24 protein-coding genes are annotated in these 23,566 nt (G+C 68.1%); 8 read left to right on the plus strand and 16 right to left on the minus strand.

The genetic code is table 11. The annotated features are described in order from the left end of the window. Positions 1 to 15 precede the first annotated feature (15 nt). Positions 16 to 1,326 carry a hemolysin family protein gene (locus M0L44_RS04140; protein WP_252768376.1) on the plus strand — a complete coding sequence of 437 codons (1,311 nt, stop codon included), beginning with the start codon at positions 16 to 18 and terminating at the stop codon, positions 1,324 to 1,326. Continuing rightward, a complete protein-coding gene (locus tag M0L44_RS04145; protein WP_252768378.1) occupies positions 1,313 to 2,074 on the plus strand; it encodes a SapC family protein in 762 nt (253 codons plus the stop codon). Before M0L44_RS04140 ends, M0L44_RS04145 begins: the two co-directional genes overlap by 14 nt. Here M0L44_RS04145 and M0L44_RS04150 read toward each other — a convergent pair. Further along, on the minus strand, positions 2,067 to 2,687 hold the full coding sequence (locus M0L44_RS04150) for a tRNA-uridine aminocarboxypropyltransferase (RefSeq protein ID WP_354004093.1): 621 nt from the start codon (positions 2,685 to 2,687) through the stop codon (positions 2,067 to 2,069). The genes M0L44_RS04145 and M0L44_RS04150 overlap by 8 nt on opposite strands. 48 nt (positions 2,688 to 2,735) lie before the next feature. Continuing rightward, positions 2,736 to 3,461: a methyltransferase, TIGR04325 family gene (locus M0L44_RS04155; RefSeq protein WP_252768380.1), complete on the minus strand. Its 726-nt coding sequence runs from the start codon at positions 3,459 to 3,461 to the stop codon at positions 2,736 to 2,738. Between the two features lie 289 nt (positions 3,462 to 3,750). On the opposite strand from M0L44_RS04155, the gene moeA reads away from it, so the two are divergent. Beyond that, positions 3,751 to 5,025 (plus strand): molybdopterin molybdotransferase MoeA, encoded by a 1,275-nt coding sequence (gene moeA / locus M0L44_RS04160; protein ID WP_252768382.1) that lies wholly within the window; start codon positions 3,751 to 3,753, stop codon positions 5,023 to 5,025. A gap of 65 nt (positions 5,026 to 5,090) precedes the next feature. Further along, positions 5,091 to 7,145 (plus strand): alpha/beta hydrolase family protein, encoded by a 2,055-nt coding sequence (locus tag M0L44_RS04165; RefSeq protein WP_252768384.1) that lies wholly within the window; start codon positions 5,091 to 5,093, stop codon positions 7,143 to 7,145. Positions 7,146 to 7,151: 6 nt separating this feature from the next. Here M0L44_RS04165 and M0L44_RS04170 read toward each other — a convergent pair whose 3' ends face one another. The 4 genes from M0L44_RS04170 to M0L44_RS04185 all read right to left on the minus strand — a co-directional run bounded on the left by M0L44_RS04170 (position 7,152) and on the right by M0L44_RS04185 (position 12,755). Next, positions 7,152 to 9,179, minus strand: coding sequence for a sigma-54-dependent Fis family transcriptional regulator (locus M0L44_RS04170; RefSeq protein WP_252768385.1), 2,028 nt, complete (start codon positions 9,177 to 9,179; stop codon positions 7,152 to 7,154). A gap of 91 nt (positions 9,180 to 9,270) precedes the next feature. Beyond that, entirely contained in the window at positions 9,271 to 11,808 is a 2,538-nt protein-coding gene (locus M0L44_RS04175; protein ID WP_252768388.1) for a GspE/PulE family protein, read from the minus strand. Positions 11,809 to 11,947: 139 nt separating this feature from the next. Continuing rightward, positions 11,948 to 12,163: a zf-HC2 domain-containing protein gene (locus M0L44_RS04180; protein ID WP_252768389.1), complete on the minus strand. Its 216-nt coding sequence runs from the start codon at positions 12,161 to 12,163 to the stop codon at positions 11,948 to 11,950. A gap of 19 nt (positions 12,164 to 12,182) precedes the next feature. Then, positions 12,183 to 12,755: a sigma-70 family RNA polymerase sigma factor gene (locus tag M0L44_RS04185; protein WP_252768391.1), complete on the minus strand. Its 573-nt coding sequence runs from the start codon at positions 12,753 to 12,755 to the stop codon at positions 12,183 to 12,185. 120 nt (positions 12,756 to 12,875) lie between these two features. Between M0L44_RS04185 and M0L44_RS04190 the strand changes: the two genes are divergently transcribed. The 4 genes from M0L44_RS04190 to M0L44_RS04205 are packed head-to-tail and all read left to right on the plus strand — an operon-like array spanning position 12,876 to position 15,299. After that, a complete protein-coding gene (locus M0L44_RS04190) occupies positions 12,876 to 13,163 on the plus strand; it encodes a BufA1 family periplasmic bufferin-type metallophore (protein ID WP_252768393.1) in 288 nt (95 codons plus the stop codon). After that, entirely contained in the window at positions 13,160 to 14,047 is an 888-nt protein-coding gene (locus M0L44_RS04195; protein ID WP_252768395.1) for an MbnB/TglH/ChrH family RiPP precursor modification enzyme, read from the plus strand. Before M0L44_RS04190 ends, M0L44_RS04195 begins: the two co-directional genes overlap by 4 nt. Beyond that, entirely contained in the window at positions 14,020 to 14,841 is an 822-nt protein-coding gene (locus M0L44_RS04200; RefSeq protein ID WP_252768396.1) for an HvfC/BufC family peptide modification chaperone, read from the plus strand. Before M0L44_RS04195 ends, M0L44_RS04200 begins: the two co-directional genes overlap by 28 nt. Then, a complete protein-coding gene (locus M0L44_RS04205; RefSeq protein ID WP_252768398.1) occupies positions 14,838 to 15,299 on the plus strand; it encodes a DoxX family protein in 462 nt (153 codons plus the stop codon). The genes M0L44_RS04200 and M0L44_RS04205 overlap by 4 nt, the downstream gene beginning before the upstream one ends. Here M0L44_RS04205 and tolA read toward each other — a convergent pair. From tolA to ribD, 10 genes are all read right to left on the minus strand, one after another. Further along, positions 15,283 to 16,305, minus strand: a complete 1,023-nt coding sequence (tolA, locus tag M0L44_RS04210; protein WP_252768399.1) for a cell envelope integrity protein TolA — start codon at positions 16,303 to 16,305, stop codon at positions 15,283 to 15,285. The two genes, M0L44_RS04205 and tolA, sit on opposite strands and share 17 nt — an antisense overlap. Before the next feature lie 4 nt (positions 16,306 to 16,309). Next, on the minus strand, positions 16,310 to 16,738 hold the full coding sequence (gene tolR / locus M0L44_RS04215) for a protein TolR (protein WP_252768402.1): 429 nt from the start codon (positions 16,736 to 16,738) through the stop codon (positions 16,310 to 16,312). A gap of 15 nt (positions 16,739 to 16,753) precedes the next feature. Beyond that, positions 16,754 to 17,443: a protein TolQ gene (gene tolQ / locus M0L44_RS04220; RefSeq protein WP_252768404.1), complete on the minus strand. Its 690-nt coding sequence runs from the start codon at positions 17,441 to 17,443 to the stop codon at positions 16,754 to 16,756. Continuing rightward, positions 17,440 to 17,856 carry a tol-pal system-associated acyl-CoA thioesterase gene (gene ybgC / locus M0L44_RS04225; protein ID WP_252768406.1) on the minus strand — a complete coding sequence of 139 codons (417 nt, stop codon included), beginning with the start codon at positions 17,854 to 17,856 and terminating at the stop codon, positions 17,440 to 17,442. Before ybgC ends, tolQ begins: the two co-directional genes overlap by 4 nt. A 60-nt stretch (positions 17,857 to 17,916) precedes the next feature. Next, positions 17,917 to 18,963 carry a serine/threonine-protein kinase gene (locus tag M0L44_RS04230; RefSeq protein WP_252768407.1) on the minus strand — a complete coding sequence of 349 codons (1,047 nt, stop codon included), beginning with the start codon at positions 18,961 to 18,963 and terminating at the stop codon, positions 17,917 to 17,919. Positions 18,964 to 19,034: 71 nt separating this feature from the next. Next, a complete protein-coding gene (locus M0L44_RS04235) occupies positions 19,035 to 20,219 on the minus strand; it encodes a pyridoxal phosphate-dependent aminotransferase (RefSeq protein WP_252768409.1) in 1,185 nt (394 codons plus the stop codon). Positions 20,220 to 20,283: 64 nt separating this feature from the next. Beyond that, complete coding sequence (gene nusB, locus M0L44_RS04240; protein WP_252768411.1) at positions 20,284 to 20,769, minus strand: transcription antitermination factor NusB; 486 nt, start codon at positions 20,767 to 20,769, stop codon at positions 20,284 to 20,286. Then, positions 20,766 to 21,230, minus strand: coding sequence for a 6,7-dimethyl-8-ribityllumazine synthase (gene ribH, locus M0L44_RS04245; RefSeq protein ID WP_252768413.1), 465 nt, complete (start codon positions 21,228 to 21,230; stop codon positions 20,766 to 20,768). The genes nusB and ribH overlap by 4 nt, the downstream gene beginning before the upstream one ends. 16 nt (positions 21,231 to 21,246) lie before the next feature. Beyond that, positions 21,247 to 22,347: a bifunctional 3,4-dihydroxy-2-butanone-4-phosphate synthase/GTP cyclohydrolase II gene (gene ribBA, locus M0L44_RS04250; RefSeq protein WP_252768414.1), complete on the minus strand. Its 1,101-nt coding sequence runs from the start codon at positions 22,345 to 22,347 to the stop codon at positions 21,247 to 21,249. A gap of 21 nt (positions 22,348 to 22,368) precedes the next feature. Next, positions 22,369 to 23,517, minus strand: a complete 1,149-nt coding sequence (ribD, locus tag M0L44_RS04255) for a bifunctional diaminohydroxyphosphoribosylaminopyrimidine deaminase/5-amino-6-(5-phosphoribosylamino)uracil reductase RibD (RefSeq protein ID WP_354004094.1) — start codon at positions 23,515 to 23,517, stop codon at positions 22,369 to 22,371. Positions 23,518 to 23,566 lie beyond the last annotated feature (49 nt).

Consider the following 23,566-nt stretch of genomic DNA (forward strand, 5'->3'; position numbering starts at 1 on the left):
GCTCCGCCGCCTCCCATGGACTTTGCGTTACTTGCCTTCCTGATCCTCCTCAACGGCCTGTTCGCCATGTCCGAGATGGCCTTGGCCGCCAGCCGCAAGGCGCGGCTGCAGGTCATGGTGGAAGCGGGGGAGCGGGGCGCGGCCACGGCCATGGAACTGCAGGACCATCCGACCCACTTCCTCTCGACGGTGCAGATCGGCATCACCTCGATCAGCGTCCTCAACGGCATCGTGGGTGAATCGGCTTTCTCGGCGGGCTTGTCGCAGTGGCTGCAATCGGTCACGCCGCTGGTGGGCCGCACGGCGGACATCACGGCGACCGCGCTGGTGGTGATCATGATCACCATCCTCAGCATCATCTTCGGCGAACTGGTGCCCAAGCGGCTGGGCCAGATGTACCCGGAAACGGTGGCCGGGATGGTGGCCGGGCCGATGAAATGGCTGTCCATGGTGGCCAGCCCGCTGGTGGCCGTGCTGGCCGCCTGCACCGAGGCCGTGCTGCGCCTTTTGGGCATCCGCAACGACCTGACCCGCAGCGTGACGGAAGAAGAAATCGCCGCCAGCCTGGAAGAGGGGCTGGACGCGGGCGTGATCGAGGCCCAGGAGCACCAGATGGTGCGCAATGTGTTCCGCCTGGACGACCGCCAGGTGGGCTCGATGATGATTCCCCGTGCGGAGATCCGCTGGCTGGATCTGAATGCCTCGATCGAGCAGGTGCTGCACACCGTGGCGGATGAACAGCATTCCCGCTACCCGGTGTGCCGGGGCAGCCTGGACGACGTGGTGGGCGTGGTGGCCGCGCACGACCTGCTGGCGCCCATGTCACGGGGCCACATCGATTCTCTGGACGACTACATCCAGCCGCCGGTGTTCGTGCCCGAGACCCTGTCCGGCATGGAGCTGCTGGAGCACTTTCGGCGCACCCGTGCCGAACTGGTGTTCGTGGTGGACGAGTACGGTGCAGTGCAGGGTGTGATCACCGTGCGCGATGTGCTGGAGGCCATCACCGGTGAGTTTGGTGTGCCCACGGACGACGATGCCTGGATGGTCGAGCGCGAGGACGGCAGCTGGCTGGTGGATGGCCTGATCCCGGTCCATGAGCTCAAGGACCGGCTGCAACTGAAGGAATTGCCCGAGGAAGACCGCGGGCGCTATAACACCCTGGCGGGCATGATCATGCTGCTGCTGGGCCGGCTGCCCCTGACCGCCGATGCGGTGGAGTGGGGCGGCTGGCGCTTCGAGGTGGTGGACCTCGATGGCAAGCGCGTGGACAAGGTGCTTGCCAGCCCTTTGCTGAACACGGAGAACCCGATTGATCACCCCTGACCTGCACAAGAAGCCCGTCGGCCTGGACCGCGAGAAGCACAAGAACCTGAAGCTGCGCCGCGAGCTGAGCAATCTGCGTGCGGCCGCCGGCCTGAACGCCCTGTTCCTGACCGGCGCCGAGTTCGGCGATGCCTGCAAGGAATACCCGATCCTGTTCCTGAATGCGGGGCAGGATGATCAGGGCAAGACGCAGGTGGCCCCGGTGGCCGTCTTCGGCGTCACCCAGGGTGAGAACCTGTTCCTGCAGCCCGACGGTCGCTGGGATGCCTACTACGTGCCGGCCATGTTGCGCGCCTACCCGTTCACGATGGCCCGCCTGGACGCCGACCGCTTCGTGGTGGTGTTCGATGAATCCTATGACGGCCTGTCCGAGACCGAAGGCCAACCCTTCTTCGACGACCAGGGCGAGCCCACCGAGATGCTCAAGGAACTGCGCCAGTTCATCGAGAACGTCGAGATCGAGATTGAGCGCACCCGCCGCGCCGGCCAGCGCCTGATGGAGCTGAAGCTGCTGCAGCCCAAGCGCTTTGATGCCACGCTGCCCGATGGCAGCCCCTTCGCGGTGGACGGCTTCCTGGCGCTGGACGAGGAGCGCCTGGCCCAACTGAGCGACGCCGAGATGCTGGAGCTGAGCCGCAGCGGCCTGCTGGCCTTGCTGCACGCACACCAGATCTCGATGTCCAACATGCGCCGTCTGCTGGACCGCCGTCTGGCCCAGCAGGCTGTGGCGGGCCAGGCCGTCAACTGACCGGGGGGGCGTTCGGCGGCAGGCCCGCCATCCAGCGGGCCTGTTCGCTGACAAAACCATCGAAGGCGGCCAGCAGCGGCTGGTAACGCCCGGGCTCGCCTTCCAGTTCGGCCAAGGCCTGGCAACAGGCTTCCAATGTGGACAACTGGTGGGCCTGCCGAGCCTGGCGGATGAAGTAGCGAGAGGTCGGTGTGCTCTGCAGGGCCAGGCGCGGCAAGGCCTGCAGAAGCGGGTTGCAGGCCAGCATCCGCAGGCTCTTGCGCCAGGTGGCGTCGATGATCACCAGCTTGCGGACCTGAGCCGCCTGGGCGCTTGTCTCAGGGCCCAGCCGTGTGCTGGGATAAAGCAGTGCGGCATCCTGCGCCGGGCCGATCCAGTCGCTCAACTGTGCCGGATCGAAGACCTCCCCCACCTCGCGATGGCAGTGTGCCAAGCCGCGGGCCAGCAAACCCGCACTGTTCTTGACGTGATGCTGCTCCTGCGGGTGCTGCAGGATCAGCACCGGCACCTGGTTGTCGGTCGGACAGGTCCAGTGGCACACGCAGGCTGGCTGGGGCCGGTCACAGCGCGGGCAATGCGGGCGGAGTCGTCGGGTGGGCGGCGCAGAGGACACGGCAGGGCAGGCGGCAGGCGGGCCGCCACGATACCAGTGCCGGTGCGTTCAGCATCCGTCGACCGACGTGGGGTCCAGGCGGAAGGCCGCCCCGTGGTAGCGGTCCAGACTGTGTTCGTCGTCGAAGGCGACCCAGCAACTCTTCTCGAGGTTCTCCCAGCGGTCCAGCTGCCGGTATCCCAGCCGACGGAGGTCCTGGAAGAAGCCGTCGTCGTGCTGGATTCGGTAGGGGCAGTAGGCCGTGCCGATGCTCTGGACGGTCCAGTAGCCTCGGGCAGGGTGCAGTGGCAGCAGGTTCACCAACAGCCACTCGGGTTTGCGGGGAAGCGATGACACCCGCTGGGCCAGGGTTTCCTGCAGGTACTGAAGGCAACCGGCGGTGAACAGCACGTCGGCCCCGGTGGCCTCTGAGAAGTCGGCAGTGAAGTGCAGGCGGCGGGTGTGGTCCCGCGCCTTGGCCTCCTGCCGACCGTTGTCGACGACGGCCGGCACATCGCAGACCTGCCAGGAGAGATCCTGCGGCAGCTCCATGCGGGAGGCATAGCTGTAGTAGGACAGCCCGATGTGCCCGCCCAGATCGAACACCCGGCGCGCACCTTGGGCCAGGGCACGCTGGAGCCAGAACATCATCGGGTAGTCGCTGGGGTAGATCTGACCGATTCGGTCGCGGTACATCTCGGCGGCTTCGCCGTGGTCGTAGCCCAGAGGGCGCGAGGCCGGGGCGGCGGCGGCGGCGGCCTCGTAGCTGTCAAACACACCGCGGCAGGTGCCCACGGCCTGTCCGCTCTCGAACCGGCTCCTGAAGCGCTCATGGCGCCAATGGCGAACTCCAGGCAGGTTGCCGATGAAGCTTCTGGCGTTCGACAGGTGTTCTCCCACAGAGTCCCCTTGCGGTGTGATGCGACAGCGTAGCGAATTGTTGCCCCGCCATTCTGGTCGTCGCATCCGCAAATATGACCCTTTGCCACAGACCTGGGTCGGGATCGCCCATCTCCAGGAGACCGTGCACGGCTGAACGGGTCGGCACAATGTGGCGTCTGCTGCCACTTGGGGTGCTTTGAGCATGTCGACCTTCACTTCTGCTGTCTCCGCCACTGCGGAGTCCCTGTCCGTTGTCGATGCACAGCGGCGCATCGCCGACGCCGTGGCGGGGCAGGCGCCGCAGGAGAGCGAGGTTGTCGACCTGATGGCGGCCTTGGGGCGGATCCTGGCTGAGGACGTGCTGGCCCCCCAGGACGTGCCTCCCCACGACAACTCGGCCATGGACGGCTTTGCCCTGGCGGGCCAGGCCCTGGTGTCCGGGCAGGCCACGCGGCTGCGGGTCGTGGGTCGGGCGTTGGCCGGGCATCCCTTCGCTGGCGTGGTGACGCCCGGTGATTGCGTTCGCATCATGACCGGGGCCGTGATGCCGGTCGGGACCGACACCGTGGTGCCGTTCGAGCGTTGCGAGCATCAGGACGACGTGGTGCTCATCGCACCCGGGGCCGTGCAGGTGGGCGATAACCGTCGCCGTCGCGGCGAGGACCTGGCTGCGGGGACCGCCGCGCTCCCGGCGGGCCGTCGTCTGCGGCCTGCGGACCTGGGGTTGGCGGCATCGCTGGGGTTGACCCAGCTGCGCGTGCGTCGGCGTCTGGTCGTGGCGTTGTTTTCCAGCGGGGACGAATTGCGGTCTCCGGGGGAACTCCTGGCGCCGGGGTGTCTTTACGACAGCAACCGATTCACCCTGGCGGCGGCCCTCACGCAGCTGGGCTGCGAAGTTATGGACCTGGGCCGTGTGCCGGACGACCCCCAGGCCTTGGACGTGGTACTACGGCAGGCTATCGACCAGGCCGACGCGGTGCTCACCAGCGGCGGCGTGAGCGTGGGTGATGCCGACCACACCCGCGCCCTGCTGGCCCGCCACGGGCAGGTGGATTTCTGGTCGGTGGCTATGCGGCCGGGCCGTCCCTTTGCCTTTGGGCGGCTGGAGCGCCCTGATCGCGCGCCCTGCTGGCTCTTCGCCCTGCCGGGCAATCCGGTCGCAGCTCTGGTCAGCTTCCAGGTGCTGGCGAGGGGGGCATTGCTGGCGCTGTCTGGGGCAGACGGTGAAGTCGCTCCGATGTTGGCCGCCCGCTGCGCCGAACCCATCCGCAAGCGTCCGGGCCGTGCCGAGTTTCCACGCGTGCGTCTGTCCCTCGGTTCCGATGGTCACGCTCAGGCCCAAGTCTGGGGTGGGCAGGGTTCTGCCGCCTTGAGTGCGGTGGTCGGGGCCCATGGCCTGGCTGTGCTCCAGCCACAACAGGGTGATGTCGGCATCGACGACTGGGTGGATGTCCTGCCATTCGAGGGGCTGTCCTGATCCTCCTGGCTTCGTAACATCCGTCACTTGCCGCAAGGCGTGACAGGCTCAGGGAGGGCCGTGCGATGTTGTTGAAGTACCTGGATCGGGATGTGCATGCATGCGCGACGGATGATGTAGTCGTTTCAAGGTGGCGCGGTCTGGTTGCGGGCGCAGCGCGCAGCCTGTTGCCCTGCTTGGCCGCCTGGAGCATCGTCGCAATGGCGCCGTCGGCAGCTGGTGCGGAGCCGCCCCCCGTTTCAGTGTTCGCAGCCCGTCCCCAACTGGCAAGGCTTGCGCTTTCGCCGGACGGTCAGAAGCTGCTGGGTGTGATGAACGTCGGCGGCGACTCGGTGGTCGTGGTCGGAGCCTGGGATGGCTCAGACCTGCAGTCCCTCCTCCGCACAGACAACAACAAATACGTCATCAACTGGGTGCACTGGGCCAGCAACAAGCGTGTGGTGGTGAGCCTGCGCTTCCCTTCGATCACCCGGGGGGCCACTGCCACGGAGACCCGGGCACTGGCGATGGACCTGAAGGGCGAAAACATCGTGACCCTGGTCCCGCCGCCGCGTAACCGGGACGTCAAGTGGCTGGCCCAGTTCCAGGACGTGGTGATTGACTGGCTGCCCGAGGACGAGGACCACGTCCTGATGGCCATCAGAGACGATCCGGTCGTCTTCGCCCCGAGTGTCTATATGGTCGATGTCAACACGGGGCAGCGCAAACAGGTGCTTGGTCCGCGTGAGAACGTCTGGGCCTGGATCACAGATCACGAGCACAAGGTGCGCATCGGTGTGCGTGACGATCGTGAGAAGGGAGAGGTCACCATCCTGGGCAGGAAGTCGGAAAACGACAGCTGGCAGAAGCTGTGGTCCTTCGAGCATTTCAGCCGTGATGATGTGGGTCCCATCACCTTCGGCAAGGACCCTCAGTCCCTGTATGTGACCAAGCTGAAGGACGATCGGCAGGCGCTCTACCTGGCGCATCTCGACAAACTGGATCCACAAGGCCAGCCCACCATGGATTTGGTTGCCGCGCGCGAAGAGGAGGACGTCGAGAACGTGCGCATTCTGGCGAATGGTGAATTGATTGGATTCGGTGGCGTTCGAGAGGGGGATTCACAGCGGTCCTTCATTGACGAGTCGCTGAAGGAACTGGCCCGAGGGGTCGACAAGGTGCTCCCCGGGCGTTTCAACTGGATCTATGGATTCAGCAAAGATCGCAATCGCTACCTGGTGGAGTCCACAGGCAATGGCATTCCGGGGCAGTTGCTGGCAGGTGACCGTGCGGCAGGCACCCTGAAGGTCATCGGTCAGCGGTACCCGGGCCTGGATACGAATCAACTCGTGGGTAAGCGCAAGATCAAGTTCAAGGCTCGGGATGGACTGGAGATTCGCGGTTATCTGACCGTACCTAAGGGGGACACGCCTGAGCATGGCTGGCCCATGGTGCTGATGCCCCATGGCGGCCCGATCTCTTCGGACGACATCGACTTTGACCCCTGGACGGAGCTGCTGGCTTCGCGCGGCTATGCCGTGCTGCAGGTGAATTTCCGCGGATCGGACAACCAGGGGCGGACCTTCCGGGACGCCGGTCTGAAGCGCTGGGGCATGGAGATGCAGGACGACCTGACCGATGGTGTGAAGTGGGCCGTGGACAACCATGTAGCCGACGCCAAGCGCTTGTGCATCGTGGGTGCCAGCTACGGTGGCTATGCCGCGCTGATGGGCGCCGTCAAAACGCCCGACCTCTATCGCTGCGCAGTCAGTTTGGCGGGGGTGAGCGATCTGTTGGACATGTCGCGCGAATGGTCCGGTTGGAAGGGCGACAAGGTCGCCGACAAGCAATTGGGCAACTATTGGAATGACCGGGACAGTCTGAAGAAGACCTCCCCCGCCAACCATGCTGCTGAGATTCGGATACCGGTTCTGCTCATCCACGGCACGGCCGATGCCCAGGTGCCCTACGACCAGTCTGAGACCATGGACAAGGCGTTGAAGTCGGCCGGTAAGTTCCACCGTTTCGTCACGCTGGAGGGGGGCGACCACCAGCTGACTCGCCTGGTGGACAGCCAGAAGTTCCTGGAGGAAACACTGGGGTTCCTCAATCAGTACATCGGCCCCAATGCACAGCCCTGAGACGTCTCAGTCGCTCGTGTTTCGCAGTGCGCGATAAACCGTGTTGCGGCTCACGCCCAGCCGGCGGGCCGCCAGGCTGATGTTGCCATCGCACTGCGCCACCGCCTGCCGGATCGTCTGGTGGGCCAGGGCATGCAGCGGCACAGAGGGTGGCGTGATGCCGGACGAGGCGATCTGAGGTTCTTCCGCAGCAATCAGCCGCTGACCGGCCGCCTGCATCGCCTGCCGTGCCTCTTCCACGAAGTCATCGGGCAGGTGCTCGGGCAGCACCTCCTGCCCGGGCCCGGCCATGACACAGGCGGTGCGCAGCACGTTGTGCAGCTGGCGAACATTGCCCGGCCAGCTGCAGTGCTGGAACAGCCGGCGCACCGGGCCGGACAGGCGGGGGGTGTTTTCGGGGGCAAGCTGACCCAGCAGGCGCTCCACCAGGGTGGGCAGGTCTGAGCGTTCGCGCAGCGGCGGCAGCTTCAGGGCCAAACCGTTGAGCCGGTAGTAAAGGTCTTCCCGAAAGGTCTGGGCCTGGATCATCTCGCGCAGGTTGCGGTGGGTGGCGCAGACCACGCTCACATCCACCGGGATGGACCGGCTGCCGCCCAGCGGCATGACCTGACGCTCCTGCAGCACCCGCAGCAGGTGGGCCTGCAGCGACAGGGGCATGTCGCCAATCTCGTCCAGGAACAGGGTGCCGCCATGGGCCTGCACGATCTTGCCGACCGCGCCGCGGCGGCGGGCCCCGGTGAAGGCGCCTTCCTCGTAGCCGAACAGTTCTGCTTCGATCAGTGTTTCCGGGATCGAGGCGCAGTTCACGGCAACGAAGGGCTGCCGGGCGCGGCGCGAATCCTGGTGAATGGCGCGGGCGAAGACCTCCTTGCCGGTCCCGGTCTCGCCCAGCAGCAGGATCGGGATGTCCCGGTCCATTACCCGGCGGATCTTGTCCACCACGGTGGCGATCTGCGGGTCGCCGCTGTGCAGTGCCTGCAGGCCGGGCGCCTGGGAGGGTGCGGTCCGTGGTGCCGGGCGCGATGGCAGATCGGCGACAGGGCTGTCCAGATCGGCCCGGTCCAGGGGAGTGGGCAAGGCAGAGGACGTCGCATCAGCGCTGCGTTCCGTGGCGGCACTCGCCAGGGAACTGGCGGTCCACACCGGCCAGTTGAAGCGGGGCTGCAGGTGAAAGCGCCGCCCGTCGGGCAAGGTCACGGCCAGTGGCTGCCCCAGCGGATGACGGAAGCGGTCGACCAGGGCGCCGATCTCCACCCCCATCAGCGTGGACAGCGTGTGGGCCCGCAGGGCGGCACCCGACAGGCCCGTCAATTCCAAGGCCCCCCGGTTGGCACCAAGGATGCGCCCGTCAGGGCTCACCGCGACGATGCCTTCCACCAGTGTCCCGATGAATTCGGGCCGGGGGTGGAAATGCAGGCGCAGGGCCTGCCGGTGATCGTCGGCCAGCCAGTGGTTTTCGATCATCCGGGCGGACATCTTGACCAGGGCCATGGTGTGTTGGTGGTAACCCCGCTGGTCGCCTGACACGTCCAGCACGCCCAGGATGTTGCCGCGCGGGTCCAGGATGGGGGCGGCCGAGCAGGTCAGGAAGCGGTTGGAGCGGACATAGTGCTCGTCCGCATGGATCAAGGTGGGGACCTCCTCGATCAGCGCCGTGCCGATCGCATTGGTGCCCTGGGCGGCTTCGGACCAGTTCGCGCCGGGTTGCAGCGTGACGCGGGCCGCGCGGCTCAGGAAGGCGCTGTCGCCGATGGCATGCAGCACGGTGCCTGCCGCGTCGGTCAGCAGCACCATGCTCTGGCTGTCGACGATCTGTTCGAACAGCATCTCCATGACCGGTGCGGCGTGGCTGCACAGCCGCTCGTTGCGCTGCAGGGCCAGGGCCAGTTCGGGGCGGCCGGCCAGGGCCTCGTCGGCACCCCGCACGGGGTCGATCCCCAGCGCCTCGCAACGCAGGTGCGAATTGGCGATCAGGCTGGCGCGCGCGGGCGAGGCGGCGACGGACAGAGGGGTCAAGGGGGGCTGGCCTGGCATGGCGGGTTCCTCCGCGGGCCGTCCATGGGCGGCCCCGAAGGCGCCAGTGTGCCTCAGCGACAACTCAGCCGTGCTGCGCAGCGCGCATTGCTCAGCGCGTGTTGCTGGTGGCGCGCACCTCTTCCATGCTGGTGATGCCGGCCAGCACCTTCTCGATGCCGTCCTGGCGCAGCGTGCGCATGCCCTCGCTGAGGGCCTGCTGTTCGATGTCTTCGGCGTGGCCCTTGCCGTGGATCAGCTGCCGCATGGCCCGGGAGGAGGTCATCAGCTCATGGATCCCGGCCCGGCCATGCAGGCCCGTGTTGTTGCACTTCTCGCAGCCCGGGCTGTGGTACCGACGGAGCACGCCTGCGTTGCCATGGCGCTGCATCCATTCCTGCCGCAGGGCGGCCCGGTCGGGCCCGCCGGTACGGCCTTTCCAGGCACTCAGGTAGTCGTCCAGGAGCTCGTTGATCCATTCTTCCGGCGCTGGCTCGGCGCGGCGGCAGTCGGGGCACAGGCGGCGCACCAGACGCTGGGCCAGCACGGCCAGCAGGGCGTCCGCAAAGTTGAACGGGTCCAGGCCCATGTCCAGCAAGCGGGTGACTGTCTCGGCCGCGCTGTTGGTGTGCAGCGTGGACATCACCAGGTGACCGGTCAGCGAGGATTCGATTGCGATGCTGGCGGTTTCCTCGTCCCGGATCTCGCCGACCATGATCACGTCCGGATCAGCCCGCAGAAAGGCGCGCAGCGCCTTGGCGAAGGTCCAGTCGATCTTGGGGTTGACCTGCACCTGGCGCAGGCCGATCTGGGTGATTTCCACCGGGTCCTCGGCCGTCCAGATCTTGCGCTCGGGGGTGTTGATGCAGCTGAGCGCCGAATGCAGCGTGGTGGTCTTGCCAGAGCCGGTCGGGCCGACGCACAGCACCAGGCCGTAGGGGCGGTTGATCGCTTCCTTCAGGGCCAGCAGGTTGCGCGGCGACAGCCCCAGCTTCTCGATGGGGGGCAGGGCCTTGTTGGACGCCAGCAGCCGCAGCACCACATCCTCCAGCCCGTTGTTGGTCGGGATGGTGGCCACGCGCAGTTCGATGGGGCAGGACGGGACGAAGCGGGCAAAGTTGATCTTGCCGTCCTGGGGTCGGCGACGCTCGGAGATGTCCAGGTCGCACATGATCTTGATGCGGGCGACCAGGGCGCTGCGGTAGGTGTGTGGCAGCTCCAGATAGGGCTTGAGCACGCCATCGAGGCGGAAGCGCACGCGCAGCTTGCCGCGGCCCGGCTGGGGCTCGATGTGGATGTCGGAGGCGCCCTGCGCATTGGCTTCCACGATCATCGTGTTGATCAGCCGCACCAGGGTGTTGTCGGACTGCTCGATCGGCGGATCTTCGAGGGCATCCGTTTCGCTCACCCGGACCTGCTCCAGGTCCGCCAGCAGGTGCTCGGTGCCCTTCTCGTCGAAGCTCAGCCGCGTGGGTTCGCTGAGGTTGACCTGGGCCTGCTCGATCAGGCCATGGCGCTGATAGGCCGAGATGATGGGCTGCGCCAGGTCCTCGGTGGCGGCCAGCACGGGAATGACCTTGCTGCGCGAGGCGAAGCTCAGCTCGTCGATCAGGCTCTTGCGCGAGGGGTCGTCCATCGCGACGACCAGCCGTCCCGGCAGGGTCTGCAGGGGCAGCACGTTCAAGCGTTGGGCCAATCCGAAGGGCACCAGTCGCAGCGCTGCGGGATCCACTGGGTAGGTCTCGATCTGCACCACCGGATAGCCCATCTTGCGGGCCAGCGCCGAGCGCAGGGCATCCCGCTTGATGTAGCCGGCACGCACCAGCAATTCACCCAGCGGCACGGTGCGGTTGCTGCGCTGCTCGATGAGTGCGGCGTCCAGCTGGTTCTGGCTGATGTGGCCCATGGCCAGCAGGGCCTCGCCGATGCGTACCATCGGCATGCTGGCCTGGGTCTCCAGGGCCGCTTCCAGCTGCTCGCGGGTGACCACGTCCTGGCCCAGCAGCACGTCACCCAGGCGGCGTTCGCGCAGCTGGCTCTGCATGGCCAGCACCTCGGCAATCTGGGCCGGGCTGGCGGTGTCTTCGGCCACCAGCATGCTGCCCAGGCTTTCGCCCAGCTGGAAGCGGGCATAGACGTCGCGCGGGCAGAACAGGCGCTGCACCGTGCCCTGGTCGTCCATGGGCGGGAAGAGGAAAAGCCCCTCGGGCTGCTCGACATGGCCCACGGTGCGGCCGGTCAGCACGCTGCCGTCCATCATGTCCACCCGGTAATCGATCGAGGGGTGGAAGTCGGTCAACTCAGGCGGGACGGCGCCACGGTCCATGAAGGAGGGCCGCAGAGGCGTGAGCAGGGTGATGCGCCGAAAGCGGTTCGGTCGCAGGGCCATGGCCTTGCGCGCGGGTGGCACCACCAGCTGAATCACATTCTGAGCCGGCAGATAGGCCAGCAGGCTGGCCTGCATCACCTTGCCGTTCAGACCTTCGATCTCGCAGGGCTCAGGTTCCTGCTGGGGCAGGCTGGTCGGGTAGATGGCGTAGGGCGGTGTGGGCCAGGCGAAGGCCCCCGAGATCGGTTCGGCCACGGGAACAGCAAGATCGTCGTGGGGATCTGTCGTGAGAAAGGACGGCAGCTGCGACATGTTGCTCATGGCCAGAGGGGGTGCACCCGACACGGAAGGTCGGCGATGGTGGTGATCCTAGGCGCGCGGCCCATCGGGCCATGCCGAGATAAGCCCAGGGATTCCCGTCCTGCTCGAGGTCATGAACCTCCGCGCGGACTCACCCTGTTCACCGAGGCGGCTCCTCGGTATCGGTGTCGTCCCGGTAGTGCTTCCAGCGGTCCACCGCCTGATGCATCACGCGGACTTGTCGCAGAAAGCGCGGGCAGGGGTCACAGATGGTGAGGTGCAGGCGCAGCTTCACGCGCTCGGCCAGGGTCAGGGGCCGGTCTTCGGCCTGGAGGATGAGTGCGGTGGCCTGTCGGCAGGAGATCTGGAAGAGCATGGCGGACGGGTCTCAGGGATCAGGCCACTGCCGCAGAGGCACTGCCGAACCAGTTGGCCTGCAGGCAGTCGCGCAGGCGCAGGCGGGCGCGGTGCAGCAGCACCCAGAGATTGGCACTGGTGATGGCCAGTTCCTGGCAGATCTCGTCGGTCTCCAGTTCCAGCCAGATGCGCATCATGAACACCCGCCCCTGCACCGGTGGCAGGTGGTCCATGCACGCGTCGAGCACCTGCAGAAACTGCTGCTGGCCCAGCAGGGCCTCGGGATGGGCCTGCCATTCCACCGGGGTGTCGCGCCAGTGGCCCGTCTCGTCGAACAGCAGTGGGTCCAGGTCTTCGGCGTCGTCGGTCTGCAGCACCGTGGCTTCGCGCGAATGGCGTCGGAGCTGGTCCACCAGCTTGTGCTTGAGGATGCCCACCAGCCAGGTCTTGAGCTGGGATTGGCCCGCAAAGGCCTGGGGGCGCTCCAGCGCCGCCAGCAGTGTGTCCGACACGGCGTCTTCGGCCCAGGCCTCGTTGCGCAGCTGGGTGCGGGCATAGCGCATCAATTGCGGGCGCAGCGCCTCGACGGCGCGCTGGAAATCGTCGGCCATGCGCGAAACAGGAGTGACAACCACCCGAGTGTAAGGAATGCAGGGCCTGCCGCGACCACCGAATGAAGGGCAGCGCAAGGGGCGCGGCCTTCACCACCATCCTCACACCAGGAGCTTTCCATGCATTCGAACCATCTGCTCGTGACCTCTGCCTTGTCTGCCGTGCTGGCCATGGGGCTGGGCGCTTCCGCGCACGCCGAAACCGGGGCCAAGGAGAAGTGCTTCGGCATGGCCAAGGCGGGTGCCAATGACTGCGCCAATCTCTCGGGCACGCATTCCTGTGCCGGGCTGGCCAAGGTGGACCATGGCGCCGACGAGTGGAACTACGTGGCCAAGGGCAGCTGCCACGCCCTGGGCGGGCGCACGCTGGACGAAGTCAAGGCCGGTGCCAAGGGCGGCGGCAAGTGAACCCGGGCTCTGCCACCCCCGGCGTGGGCATTGGCTGGCGGGCTCCCCACGCGAAGGACCTGTTCCAGCGCCGGCCCGCCCTGGGGTTCATCGAAGTCCACAGCGAGAACTTCTTTCCCCAGGGCGGGGAGGCCCGCGCCGCCCTGCGTGCGGCAGCCGAGCTGTATCCGCTGAGCTTGCACGGGGTGGGGCTTGGCCTGGGCTCGGCCGGTGGGCTGGATCCCTGGCACCTGGACCACCTGGCGGAGCTGGTTGCCGAGTTGCAGCCTCGGCATGTGTCTGATCACGCTGCCTTCACCCATGGGCCGGGCCCCGATGGCAGCTGGGCACATGCGGGCGACCTGCTGCCGATTGGCTTCAATCCGACGTCCCTGGCCTTGATGGCCCGGCATGTGGACCAGGTCCAGCAGCGGCTGGGGCGGGTGCTGGCGGTGGAGAACATCAGCGCCTGCCTCTGGCGGGATGACGACGAGATGGATGAGCCGGCCTTCTTCAACGCACTCACCCGTGCGACGGGCTGCCGACTGCTGCTGGACCTCAACAACCTGGTGGTCAATGCGCTGAACCGGGAGGCCGGCGATCCAGTGACCGCTGCCTGCGCCTGGGTGGATGCGATCGATGCGAACAGCGTCGACGAGATCCACCTGGCCGGCCACGATGCCAGCGGCCCCCTGGTCGTCGATGACCACGGCAGTGCGGTGAGCGAGGCGGTCTGGGCCGTCTACCGCCACACCCTGGGCCGGCTGGGGCCGGTGCCCACCCTGATCGAGTGGGACACCGCCCTGCCGGAATTCGACACGCTGCTGCAGGAGGCCAGGCGTGCGGCGGCCTGCCTGCAGCAGCCCTGGAGCACGCCATGGACGCCCTTGCCACAGGCCGCCTGAGCCCGGTGCTGACGCCGGAGGCACTGCGCCTTGAGCAGGAACGGCAGGCCCGGCTATTGGCGGCCATCCGGGCCGGGCAGGGCCCGCTGCCGGCCGGCTGGGCAGGGCACCGGGTCGGGCTGCGGGCCCACCAGCGCCATGCCCGCGCCACTGCACGCCGGGCCCTGGCCGGTGCTTACCCCGTCCTGGCCAGCTGGCTGGGAGACCCGGGATTCGACGATCTGGCGTGGTGGCTCTGGCGGCGGTCACCTCCTGCGAATGGAGACCTCGGGACCTGGGGGGGCGAATTGCCTCGGGCCCTGGCCGGCCCAGCCGCTTCGGTGTCTGCCGACCAGGCGTCGCTGGCGCGCCTTGAATGGGCGGTGCATCGGGCTGCACGGGCGGCCGACCCGGTGCCGGGCTGGCCGACGGGCTTGGCGGCCTTGCACGCCACCCCGCCCGATGCCTTGTGGCTGTGGCCGCAGGCCGGCCTGTCGGTCGTGCCGTGTCGCCCGCAGGCGCTGGCGCGGTGGCAGGCCGCCCAGTCCCCGTCACCTGAAGGCGCCAGCCCGTTGGGGGCGGTCGACTGGGTTCTGGTGCGACGCGTGGGTTGGCAGGTGGCGGTGCGGGGCCTGTCGGCCGATCAGGCCCGCTTCACACGGCGTCTCCTGGCGGGAGACAGCCTGGGTCAGGCCCTGACGGCTGCTGCCCCTGCGGATTTTCAGGACTGGCTGCGCGACGCGCTGGCCGAAGGCTGGTGGAGGGCGGTGAGTCACACCGCGCACCGCCGCTTCCACGATGAGGACGAACCATGAAGATATCGATGATCGAACGCGGCCAGGCCGTGTGGCACCCACTGGAGGCCGTGTTGAATGCGCTGCAGGCGCCAGCCCAGCTGGCGGCACGCTGCTACGTGGGCTCGGTGTTTTTCCGCTCCGGGCTGACCAAGCTGCGCGACTGGGACACCACGCTGGCACTGTTCCAGGACGAGTACCACGTGCCCTTGCTGCCGCCTGAGGTGGCCGCAGTGGCTGGCACCACCGGGGAACTGGCACTGCCGGTGCTGCTGGTGCTGGGCCTGGCCGGGCGTTTCGCGGCGGCCGGGCTGAGCGTGGTGAACGTGGTGGCGGCCATCAGCCTGGTGGACATTGCCGAGGCGGCCCTGACCCAGCACCAGTTCTGGGGCAGCCTGCTGCTGGCGCTGCTGCTGTGGGGGCCGGGCGGCTGGTCGGTAGACGCCTGGCTGCGCCGCCGCCTCAGTCCTTCGGTGTGAAGCCGATTTCCATTGTCGGCGGGATGGTGCCGTCCACGTCGCGCGGCAGCTTGCCGGTGCGGTCGATGGCGCGCAGCACCGTCTCATCCCAGTCATGGTTGCCGCTGGAGTGGGTCAGGCGCCGGCCAATGATGCTGCCGTCCGGCGCGCAACGCACCTCCACCACCGCCCGCGGGTTGCCGTCGATGCTGTCGAGCTGGACGATGTTGGGCTTGATGTAGGCCTTGAGGCGGCCTGCATAGTTGGCCGAGGGGCCGGAGGTGCGCTGGGCCGTGCCGGTGCTGCCTTGAGCACCATTCGCGCCGGCCACGCCATTGGGGCTGCCCAGCTGGGCGGCCATGCGTCGCAGCTGATCCTGGCGAGCAGCCTCGGCCGCCTTGGCCTGGCGCTGCTGGTCCTGCTTGGCCTGACGGTCCTTGTCGGCCTGTTCCTTCGCCGCCTGCTCCTTGGCGGCCTTGTCCTTGGCGGCTTTCTCCTCGGCCGCCTTGGCCTGCGCGGCTTTTTCCTTCTCGCGGGCGTCGCGCTCGGCCTGCTGGCGCTTCTCGCGGGCACGCTGGTCGCGCTCGCGCGCCAACTCGGCTTCGCGTTCTTCCTGGGCCTTTTCGGCAGCCGCCTGCGCGGCCTTGGCTGCCTTTTGTTCGGCCGCCTTCTGCGCCGTGGCCCGCTCGGCAGCGGCCTCGGCCTGCTGTTGACGGGCCTCCTGCCGGGCCTCTTCCTGCGCCTGGCGGGCCTGCTCGGCCTGGGCGGCCGTGTCCTGCGGCGGCGTGGGGGTCGGCTGGCCGTCGGTCTGGCCCTGGGGGGCTGCGGCGATCTGCGGCACGGCGGACCACAGCTCAGCGGTCACCCCTTCGGGATCGGCGGTGTGCCACTGCACGCCCAGCGTCAGCCCCAGCACCAGCAGCAGGTGGGCCAGCAGGGACATGATCCAGCCCGTGCGCGGGCTGTCCGCGGTGGGCGGGTGCAGGGCCTCGCGCGGCGTGGCCAGGGTCTGCAGCGGGCTGCTCACGGCATCAGCCTCCCTGGCGGACGGACAGCCCCACATGTTGCACACCGCGCCGCTGCAAGGTGTCCATCACCTTCACCACGCTCTCGTAGCGCACCTGCTTGTCGGCCGAGATGATGACCGGCACGTTGTCGCTGCCCGCCTGGGCGCCCAGCACCTGATCGGCCAGTGCGTTCAGCGTCGTGGTCTGGGCCTCGCCCTTGTCGAGCTTCAGCTGCAGCTTGTCGTCGCTCTTCACGATGATCTCGACCACGCTTTGCGGGCGGGTCTTGGCCTTGCCCACACTGGGCAGGTCCACCACGCCGGTGGTGATCATCGGCGCGCTGACCATGAAGATGATGAGCAGCACCAGCATCACGTCGATGAAGGGGACCATGTTGATCTCGTTCATCGAGCGGCGCCGGCGGCCACCGCCGCGGGGAGCAACTCCTGGCATCTAGGACGTCCTCGCTCAGTGGGTCGTCGCCCCGCCAGGGGTGCCGACGTTGCGCTGCAGGATGTTGGAGAACTCCTCGACGAAGCTCTCGAGCTGGATGGCGATGCGGTCGATGGTGCGGGCGAAGTGGTTGTAGGCCAGCACCGCGGGAATGGCCGCGAACAGGCCGATGGCCGTGGCCACCAGTGCTTCGGCAATGCCCGGGGCCACGGTGGACAGCGTGACCTGCTGCAGATTGGACAGGCCGACGAAGGCGTGCATGATCCCCCACACCGTGCCGAACAGGCCCACATACGGGCTGATCGAGCCCACCGAAGCCAGGAAACCGATGCTGCCTTCCAGCGCGTCCAGCTCGCGCTGCAGGGTGGCCTTCATGGCGCGGCGGGCGCCATCGAGCTGGCTGCCGGCGTCGAGCTGGCGCTCGCGCAGCTTCATGAACTCGCGCATGCCACTGGCGAACAGGCGCTCCATCGGCCCGGTGTCCGGCTTGTTGCTGGCGCTGCGGTAGAGATCGTTCAGGTTGCGGCCGGACCAGAACTCCTGCTCGAAGTTGCCGTCGCGCTCGCGGGTGCGGGACAGGCCCACCACCTTGGAGAAGATCACGCTCCAGCTGGCCAGCGAGATGAGCAGCAGCGCGGTGACCACCAGCTGCACGATCAGGCTGGCGTGCATCAGCAGGGAGACGATGGAGAGGTCCTGGTTCATGGGAAAAGGCGGGAGAGGACGTCGGAAGGGATGCGGCGGGGGCGAAAGTCGGCCTGGTCCACGCAGGCGATCTCGATCTCGCCTTCGCACAACAGGGTGTCGCCTCGCCAGGCTTGCTGGAACACGGTCATGCGGGCCCGGCCGGGCTCGGCACGGTCCACACTGACCATCAATGCATCATCGAGCCGTGCGGGGGACAGGTAGCGCAGCCGGGTCGATGCGACGACGAACAGGGCGCCGCTGCGTTCACGCAAGTCCTGCTGGCCGATGCCGGCCGCGCGCAGCCACTCGGTGCGCGCGCGCTCGAAGAACTTGAGGTAATTGGCGTAGAACACCACCCCGCCAGCGTCGGTGTCCTCCCAGTAGACGCGCACTGGGAAGCGGAAAAGCGGGGCTGTCGTGGGCTCGGACATGCGAAGCCGCGATGATACGCCCACTGCTGCGATGCAGCAGCAGAGCCCCTGGGCGCGCCGTCAGCCGCGAGGTCCCCGCAGCCAGGCAAACAGGCTGCGGCGGATGGGCAGGGTGGCTTCCAGATCCGGCTCCTGACCGTGCTTCCAGTCCCGCAGGGCGTTGGCCATGTGGCGCGCCGACGGGAAGCGCGCGGCCGGGTTGCGCGCCATGGCCTGCGCGGCGATGGCCGAGAGGCCGTCCGGTGCCTGGGGGTTCCATTGGCAGGCCACCGGTTGCGGTGCAGTGAGCACGGCTTCGGTGATTTCTTCCATGGATTTGCCGGTGTAGGGCGGACGGCCCGTGAGCAGCTCGAACAGCACGATGCCCAGGGAATAGACATCGCAGCGCCGATCGATCGGCTGCTGGCGCAGTTGCTCCGGCGAGAGGTAATGCGGGGAGCCGATCGAGGCCGCCTGCACGGTGCTGCCATCGCCGCGTGCCAGCCGGGCGATGCCGAAATCCAGCACCTTGGGCATGCGCCGGTCCACCATGAAGATGTTGGCTGGCTTGACGTCGCAGTGGATCACGCCCTTGCCGTGGGCATAGGCCAGCGCCTCGGCCACCCGGCGCACCAGGCTGGCGGCCTCTTGCGGGTTGGGGCGCCAGCCCTGACGCAGCAGCTGCCGCAAGTCCATGCCCTGCAGCGTCTCCATGGCGATGTAGATGCCCTGGGGCGAGGCCCCGGCATCGAAGACCGTCACGATGTGCGGGTGGGACAGGCGGGCAGCCGCACGGGCTTCGTTGAGCGTGAGTTCGGCGGCTGAAGGCATTCCGGCGGAGGCCGGCACGTCGTCCACCACCTGCCGCTTGAGCATCTTGACCGCCACGCGGCGAGAGAGCAGGGGATCCCAGGCGCCGTAAACGGTGCCCAGTCCACCCTCACCCAGGATGGTGCGCAGCTCGTAGCGCCCCACGGTGCCCAGTTCCCCTGGGGCCTCCTCCTGCTGGAGCAAGGCATGCAGGGCATCGAACTGGCTGCGGCCACGGTCTTCGATGACCGTGTGCTGAAAGACCGGCGAGGCGCTATCGGTACTGCTTTGACGCGTCTTGAACGGATTCCACGACATGGTGGCGGAGGATAAGCAATTCCGGAGAAAAACACCCCGGGGTTGGCACAAACGGTGGGGTCTCCCGCGCCTCAGCTTGCAACGAATTGTGTGAGCCGGCGGGCGGCTTCCTGCAGCTGTTCCAGGCTGCTGGCGAAGGACAGGCGCAAGTACCGTTCGGCCGCTGCGGGCCCGAAGTCCCGCCCTGGGGTGAGGGCGACGTGGGCTTCTCGCATGGCGCGCATGCAGAAGTCCCAGCTGCTGTCGGTGTAGCGGCTGCAGTCGGCCCAGGCGTAGAACGCGCCATCGGGCATGACCGGCACGCTCAGCCCGATCGCGTCGAGCGCGGGCACGATGAAGTCGCGCCGCTCGCGGAAGGCCTGGCGGCGGCGTTCGAACTCGGCCAGGGTGTCGGGCTGGAAGCAGGCCAGCGCGGCATGCTGGGCCACCGACGAGGCACAGATGTACAGGTTCTGTTGCAATTTCTCCAGGGCGGGCACCAGCGCGGTGGGCACCACCAGCCAGCCCAGCCGCCAGCCGGTCATGCCGAAATACTTCGAGAAGCTGTTGACCGAGATGACGTCCTCGCCCAGGGCCAGGGCGCTGTGGCCGTAGCGATCGTCATAGGACAGGCCCAGGTAGATCTCGTCCACCACGGTGACGCCGCCGCGCTGGCGCACCTCGCGCACGATGGCGGCCAGTTCTTCGGGGGCGATGGAGTTGCCGGTGGGGTTGGAGGGCGTGGCCAGCAGCACGCCGCGGGTGGCGGGCGTCCAGTGCTCGGCCACCATGCGGGCATCGAGCTGGAAACGCTGGTCCGGTCCGGCTGGCAGCGAGACGGCGGTGGCCCCGGCGGCGGCCACGAAGTGCCGGTTGCAGGGGTAGGCCGGATCGGGCATCAGCACCTCGTCGCCCGGCTCGAAGAGGGCCAGGCTGGCCAGCTGCAGCGCACCGGAGGCGCCGGCCGTGATGACAAAGCGCTCGGGGGCGATGTCCAGGCCGAAACGCTGCCGGTACCAGCCGGACAGCGCCTCGCGCAGGGCCGGCAGGCCATTGGCATCGGTGTACTGGGTGCGCCCGCCGCGGATGGCGGCCTCGGCGGCGGCCTGCACGGCCGGCGGCGCGGTGAAGTCGGGTTCGCCGATGTTCAGGTAGATCATCGGCGTGCCCCCCTGCGTCGGGTCGCACTCGGGCAGGCGGGCGATCTCGGCCGCTGCCTTGGCGCACTCCATGACGTAGAAGGGGGCGATGTGGTCGAGGCGGCGGGCGAGCTTCATGGCGGGCAGGGTCGCCTGGGGGCACCAGGCCCCCGGCGAAGGATCACAGGGGGAGGGCGGGGCTTCAGCGCCGGGCGGCGCTGGTCTCGGCCGGGCGCAGCACGACGGCGGCCTTGTCCAGCACGCCGTTGACGTACTTGTGGCCGTCGGTGCCACCAAAGCTCTTGGCCAGTTCCACCGCCTCGTTGATGGCCACCTTGTAGGGCACGTCCAGGCAGTGCTTGAGCTCGTAGGCGCCGATCAGCAGCACGGCATGTTCGACCGGTGAGAGCTCGGTGGTGGGGCGGTCCACATGGGCTCCCAGCACGCTGTCCAGATCGGCAGCCTCGGCGATGCAGCCATGCAGCAGGGCATCGAAATGCGCCTGGTCGGCGCGCTCGAAGTCACCCTGCTCGCGCATGTGGGCATCGATGGTGCCGGCCTCGGCGCCGGAGATCAGCCATTCGTACAGGCCTTGCAGGGCCAGCTCGCGCGAGCGGCGGCGGGCGGACTTGGGCGCCGAACGCTTGTTGGGGGCGGGGCGGGCCGGGTTGGGGGAGGTCGCGCTCACGGCAGTTCGTTCAGCAGGTTGGCCATCTCGATGGCGACGCGGGCGGCGTCGCGACCCTTTTCCTCGGTGCGGGCCCAGGCCTGGGCCTCGTTCTCCACCGTGAGGATGGCGTTGGCAATGGGGATCTGATGGTCCAGGCTGACACGGGTCACGCCCGCGCCGCTTTCGTTGGACACCAGCTCGAAGTGGTAGGTTTCGCCGCGGATGATGCAGCCCAGGGCGATCAGTGCGTCGTAGTCGTCGCTGTCGGCCAAGGCTTGCAGGGCCAGCGGCACCTCCAGGGCGCCGGGCACGGTCAGTTGCTGGACGTCCTCGGCGCGCACGCCGCAGGCGGCCAGCTCGGCCAGGCAGCACTCGGCCAGCTTGCCGGTGATGGCGTCGTTGAAGCGGGCCCGCACGATCCCGATGGTCAGCCCCTGGCCGTCCAGCGAACCGCTCTGTCCCTTGTCAGCGTCTTGCATGGGTGTTCTTCCGGGGTCAGGGTTGGTCGTCGGGGCGGACGAAGCCGGTCACTTCCAGGCCGTAGCCGGTCATGCTGGGCATGCGGCGCGGGCTGGCCAGCAGCTTCATCCGGCTCACGCCCACGGTCCGCAGGATCTGGGCGCCCACGCCGTAGGTGCGCAGGTCCACCGCATGGGGCGCGCGGGGTTCGTCACCGGGCAGCAGGCGGTCCAGCAGCGCGTCGCCGTTGTCTTTGCCGCAGTTCAGCAGCACGACCACGCCCTTGCCCGCACGCTGCAAGGTGTTCAGGGCCTGGGGCAGCGGCCAGGAGTGGGCGCAGGGGCCGGCGTCCAGCATGTCCAGCACCGACAGGGGCTCGTGCACACGCACCAGCACTTCCTCGCCAGGTGCCCACTGACCCAGGGTCAGGGCCAGGTGCACGCCACCGGAGCGGTCGCGGAACACGTGGCTGTCGAAGGTGCCCTGGGCGGTCTGCAGCGAGCGTTGTCCGACCCGGGTGACCAGGGTTTCGTTGCGGCTGCGGTACTGGATCAGGTCGGCGATGGTGCCGATCTTCAGGCCGTGCTCCTCGGCAAAGCGCTGCAGATCCGGCAGGCGGGCCATGGTGCCGTCGTCGTTCATCACCTCACAGATGACGGCCGCAGGGGTCAGGCCGGCCATGGCGGCCAGGTCGCAACCCGCTTCGGTGTGACCGGCGCGCATCAGCACGCCGCCGTCCTGCGCCTGCAGGGGGAAGATGTGGCCAGGCTGCACCAGGTCGCTGGCCTTGGCGTCACGCGCCACGGCAGCCTGCACGGTGCGAGCCCGGTCGGCGGCGGAGATGCCGGTGGTCACGCCCTCGGCGGCTTCGATGGACACGGTGAAGGCAGTGCCATGCGGGGCGCCGTTGCGCACCGTCATCGGCTGCAGGTGCAGCTTTTCGCAGCGTTCGCGGGTGAGCGTCAGGCAGATCAACCCCCGGCCGAACTTGGCCATGAAGTTGATCGCTTCGGGGGTGACATGGTCGGCGGCCAGGATCAGGTCGCCTTCGTTCTCACGGTCTTCTTCGTCGACCAGGATCACCATGCGACCGGCGGCCAGTTCGGCCACCAGCTCGGGAACAGGGGAGATGGGCATCCCCAGATTGTAGGCGGGCTGTCAGGTCGGCGTGGCTGTCCTGCGTCGCAGCAGCAGCCGCAGATCGTCGCCGACACGGGTCTGGTCGTGAAATGCGTAACGCCAGGCGCCATCCAGTGCTTGCAGGGGCGGCAGGGCGGCCAGGCCCCGGCCTTGGCCCAGGAGCATAGGGGCCAGATAGACCAGGCATTCGTCCACCAGGTCGGCGGCGATCAGGCTGCCGTTCAGGCGTGGACCGGCTTCGACGTGGAGCTCGTTGATGGGCCGGCGGGACAGATCGGCGATGACCGCAGCCAGGTCCACCCGGCCGCTCGCGCCACCAGCGCTCGGCAGCGCGACGATCTCGGCGCCGCGGTCGGCAATGGCGGCCCGTCGCTCCGGGGTGGGGTCGGCCACGTAGAAGACCAGCGGGCCATCGACCTCGAACAGGCGGGCCGACGGGGGCGTGTCAAGCCGGGCATCCACCACCGCCCGCAGAGGTTGCCTGGGCGTGTCCACCAGCCGTACGTCCAGCCGCGGGTCATCCGCCAGCACCGTGCCCACGCCCGTGAGCAGGGTGCCGGCCCGGCGGCGCCAGGCATGGCCATCTCGGCGGGCCTCGGGGCTGGTGATCCACTGGCTCACGCCATTCTCTAGGGCCGTTCGTCCGTCCAGGGATGCTGCGACCTTCAGCCGCACCCAAGAGCGGCCGGTGCGCATGCGGTGGAAGAAGCCCAGGTTGAGCGCCTCCACCGCGGCGGTGGCCTCGGCTGGGCTGTCCACGACGGTGATGCCGGCGGCCCTCAGCCGCGACAGTCCCTGGCCGTTGACCAAGGGGTTGGGGTCACCCGCAGCCACCACCACCTTGCCCACGCCGGCGGCCACCAGGGCGTCGCAGCAGGGCGGGGTGCGACCGTGGTGGGCGCAGGGCTCCAGCGTCACATACGCCGTGGCACCACGGACGTCGTGGCCGCGGGCAGCGGCATCTCGCAACGCCATGACCTCGGCGTGGGCCTGGCCCGCCGGCTGGGTGTGGCCTTCTCCCAGCACCCTGCCGTCCTCCGACGTGATGACGCAACCCACCCGCGGGTTGGGCTCGGTCAGCCCGACCGCCGCCTCTGACAGGGCCTGCGCTCGTGCCATGAAGACAGCATCCTGAGGGGTGAATACGAGGGAAGAAGGCTGGGACATGGGGTGTGAGCGAGCGTCGGCATCGTCTCGATGTGGGGATTCTCCCCCC

This window comes from Ideonella oryzae (assembly GCF_024055665.1).
Taxonomy (GTDB): domain Bacteria; phylum Pseudomonadota; class Gammaproteobacteria; order Burkholderiales; family Burkholderiaceae_C; genus Ideonella; species Ideonella oryzae.

What these genes read in the sequence shown, in the direction of transcription:
- M0L44_RS04140 (WP_252768376.1), top strand. Translation starts at nt 16, where the DNA reads ATGGACTTTGCGTTACTTGCCTTCCTGATCCTCCTCAACGGCCTGTTC.
- moeA (WP_252768382.1), top strand. Translation starts at nt 3,751, where the DNA reads ATGTCGACCTTCACTTCTGCTGTCTCCGCCACTGCGGAGTCCCTGTCC.
- M0L44_RS04165 (WP_252768384.1), top strand. Translation starts at nt 5,091, where the DNA reads ATGTTGTTGAAGTACCTGGATCGGGATGTGCATGCATGCGCGACGGAT.
- M0L44_RS04170 (WP_252768385.1), bottom strand. Translation starts at nt 9,179, where the DNA reads ATGCCAGGCCAGCCCCCCTTGACCCCTCTGTCCGTCGCCGCCTCGCCC.
- M0L44_RS04175 (WP_252768388.1), bottom strand. Translation starts at nt 11,808, where the DNA reads ATGAGCAACATGTCGCAGCTGCCGTCCTTTCTCACGACAGATCCCCAC.
- M0L44_RS04180 (WP_252768389.1), bottom strand. Translation starts at nt 12,163, where the DNA reads ATGCTCTTCCAGATCTCCTGCCGACAGGCCACCGCACTCATCCTCCAG.
- M0L44_RS04185 (WP_252768391.1), bottom strand. Translation starts at nt 12,755, where the DNA reads ATGGCCGACGATTTCCAGCGCGCCGTCGAGGCGCTGCGCCCGCAATTG.
- M0L44_RS04190 (WP_252768393.1), top strand. Translation starts at nt 12,876, where the DNA reads ATGCATTCGAACCATCTGCTCGTGACCTCTGCCTTGTCTGCCGTGCTG.
- M0L44_RS04200 (WP_252768396.1), top strand. Translation starts at nt 14,020, where the DNA reads ATGGACGCCCTTGCCACAGGCCGCCTGAGCCCGGTGCTGACGCCGGAG.
- M0L44_RS04205 (WP_252768398.1), top strand. Translation starts at nt 14,838, where the DNA reads ATGAAGATATCGATGATCGAACGCGGCCAGGCCGTGTGGCACCCACTG.
- tolR (WP_252768402.1), bottom strand. Translation starts at nt 16,738, where the DNA reads ATGCCAGGAGTTGCTCCCCGCGGCGGTGGCCGCCGGCGCCGCTCGATG.
- tolQ (WP_252768404.1), bottom strand. Translation starts at nt 17,443, where the DNA reads ATGAACCAGGACCTCTCCATCGTCTCCCTGCTGATGCACGCCAGCCTG.
- ybgC (WP_252768406.1), bottom strand. Translation starts at nt 17,856, where the DNA reads ATGTCCGAGCCCACGACAGCCCCGCTTTTCCGCTTCCCAGTGCGCGTC.
- M0L44_RS04230 (WP_252768407.1), bottom strand. Translation starts at nt 18,963, where the DNA reads ATGTCGTGGAATCCGTTCAAGACGCGTCAAAGCAGTACCGATAGCGCC.
- M0L44_RS04235 (WP_252768409.1), bottom strand. Translation starts at nt 20,219, where the DNA reads ATGAAGCTCGCCCGCCGCCTCGACCACATCGCCCCCTTCTACGTCATG.
- ribH (WP_252768413.1), bottom strand. Translation starts at nt 21,230, where the DNA reads ATGCAAGACGCTGACAAGGGACAGAGCGGTTCGCTGGACGGCCAGGGG.
- ribBA (WP_252768414.1), bottom strand. Translation starts at nt 22,347, where the DNA reads ATGCCCATCTCCCCTGTTCCCGAGCTGGTGGCCGAACTGGCCGCCGGT.
- ribD (WP_354004094.1), bottom strand. Translation starts at nt 23,517, where the DNA reads ATGTCCCAGCCTTCTTCCCTCGTATTCACCCCTCAGGATGCTGTCTTC.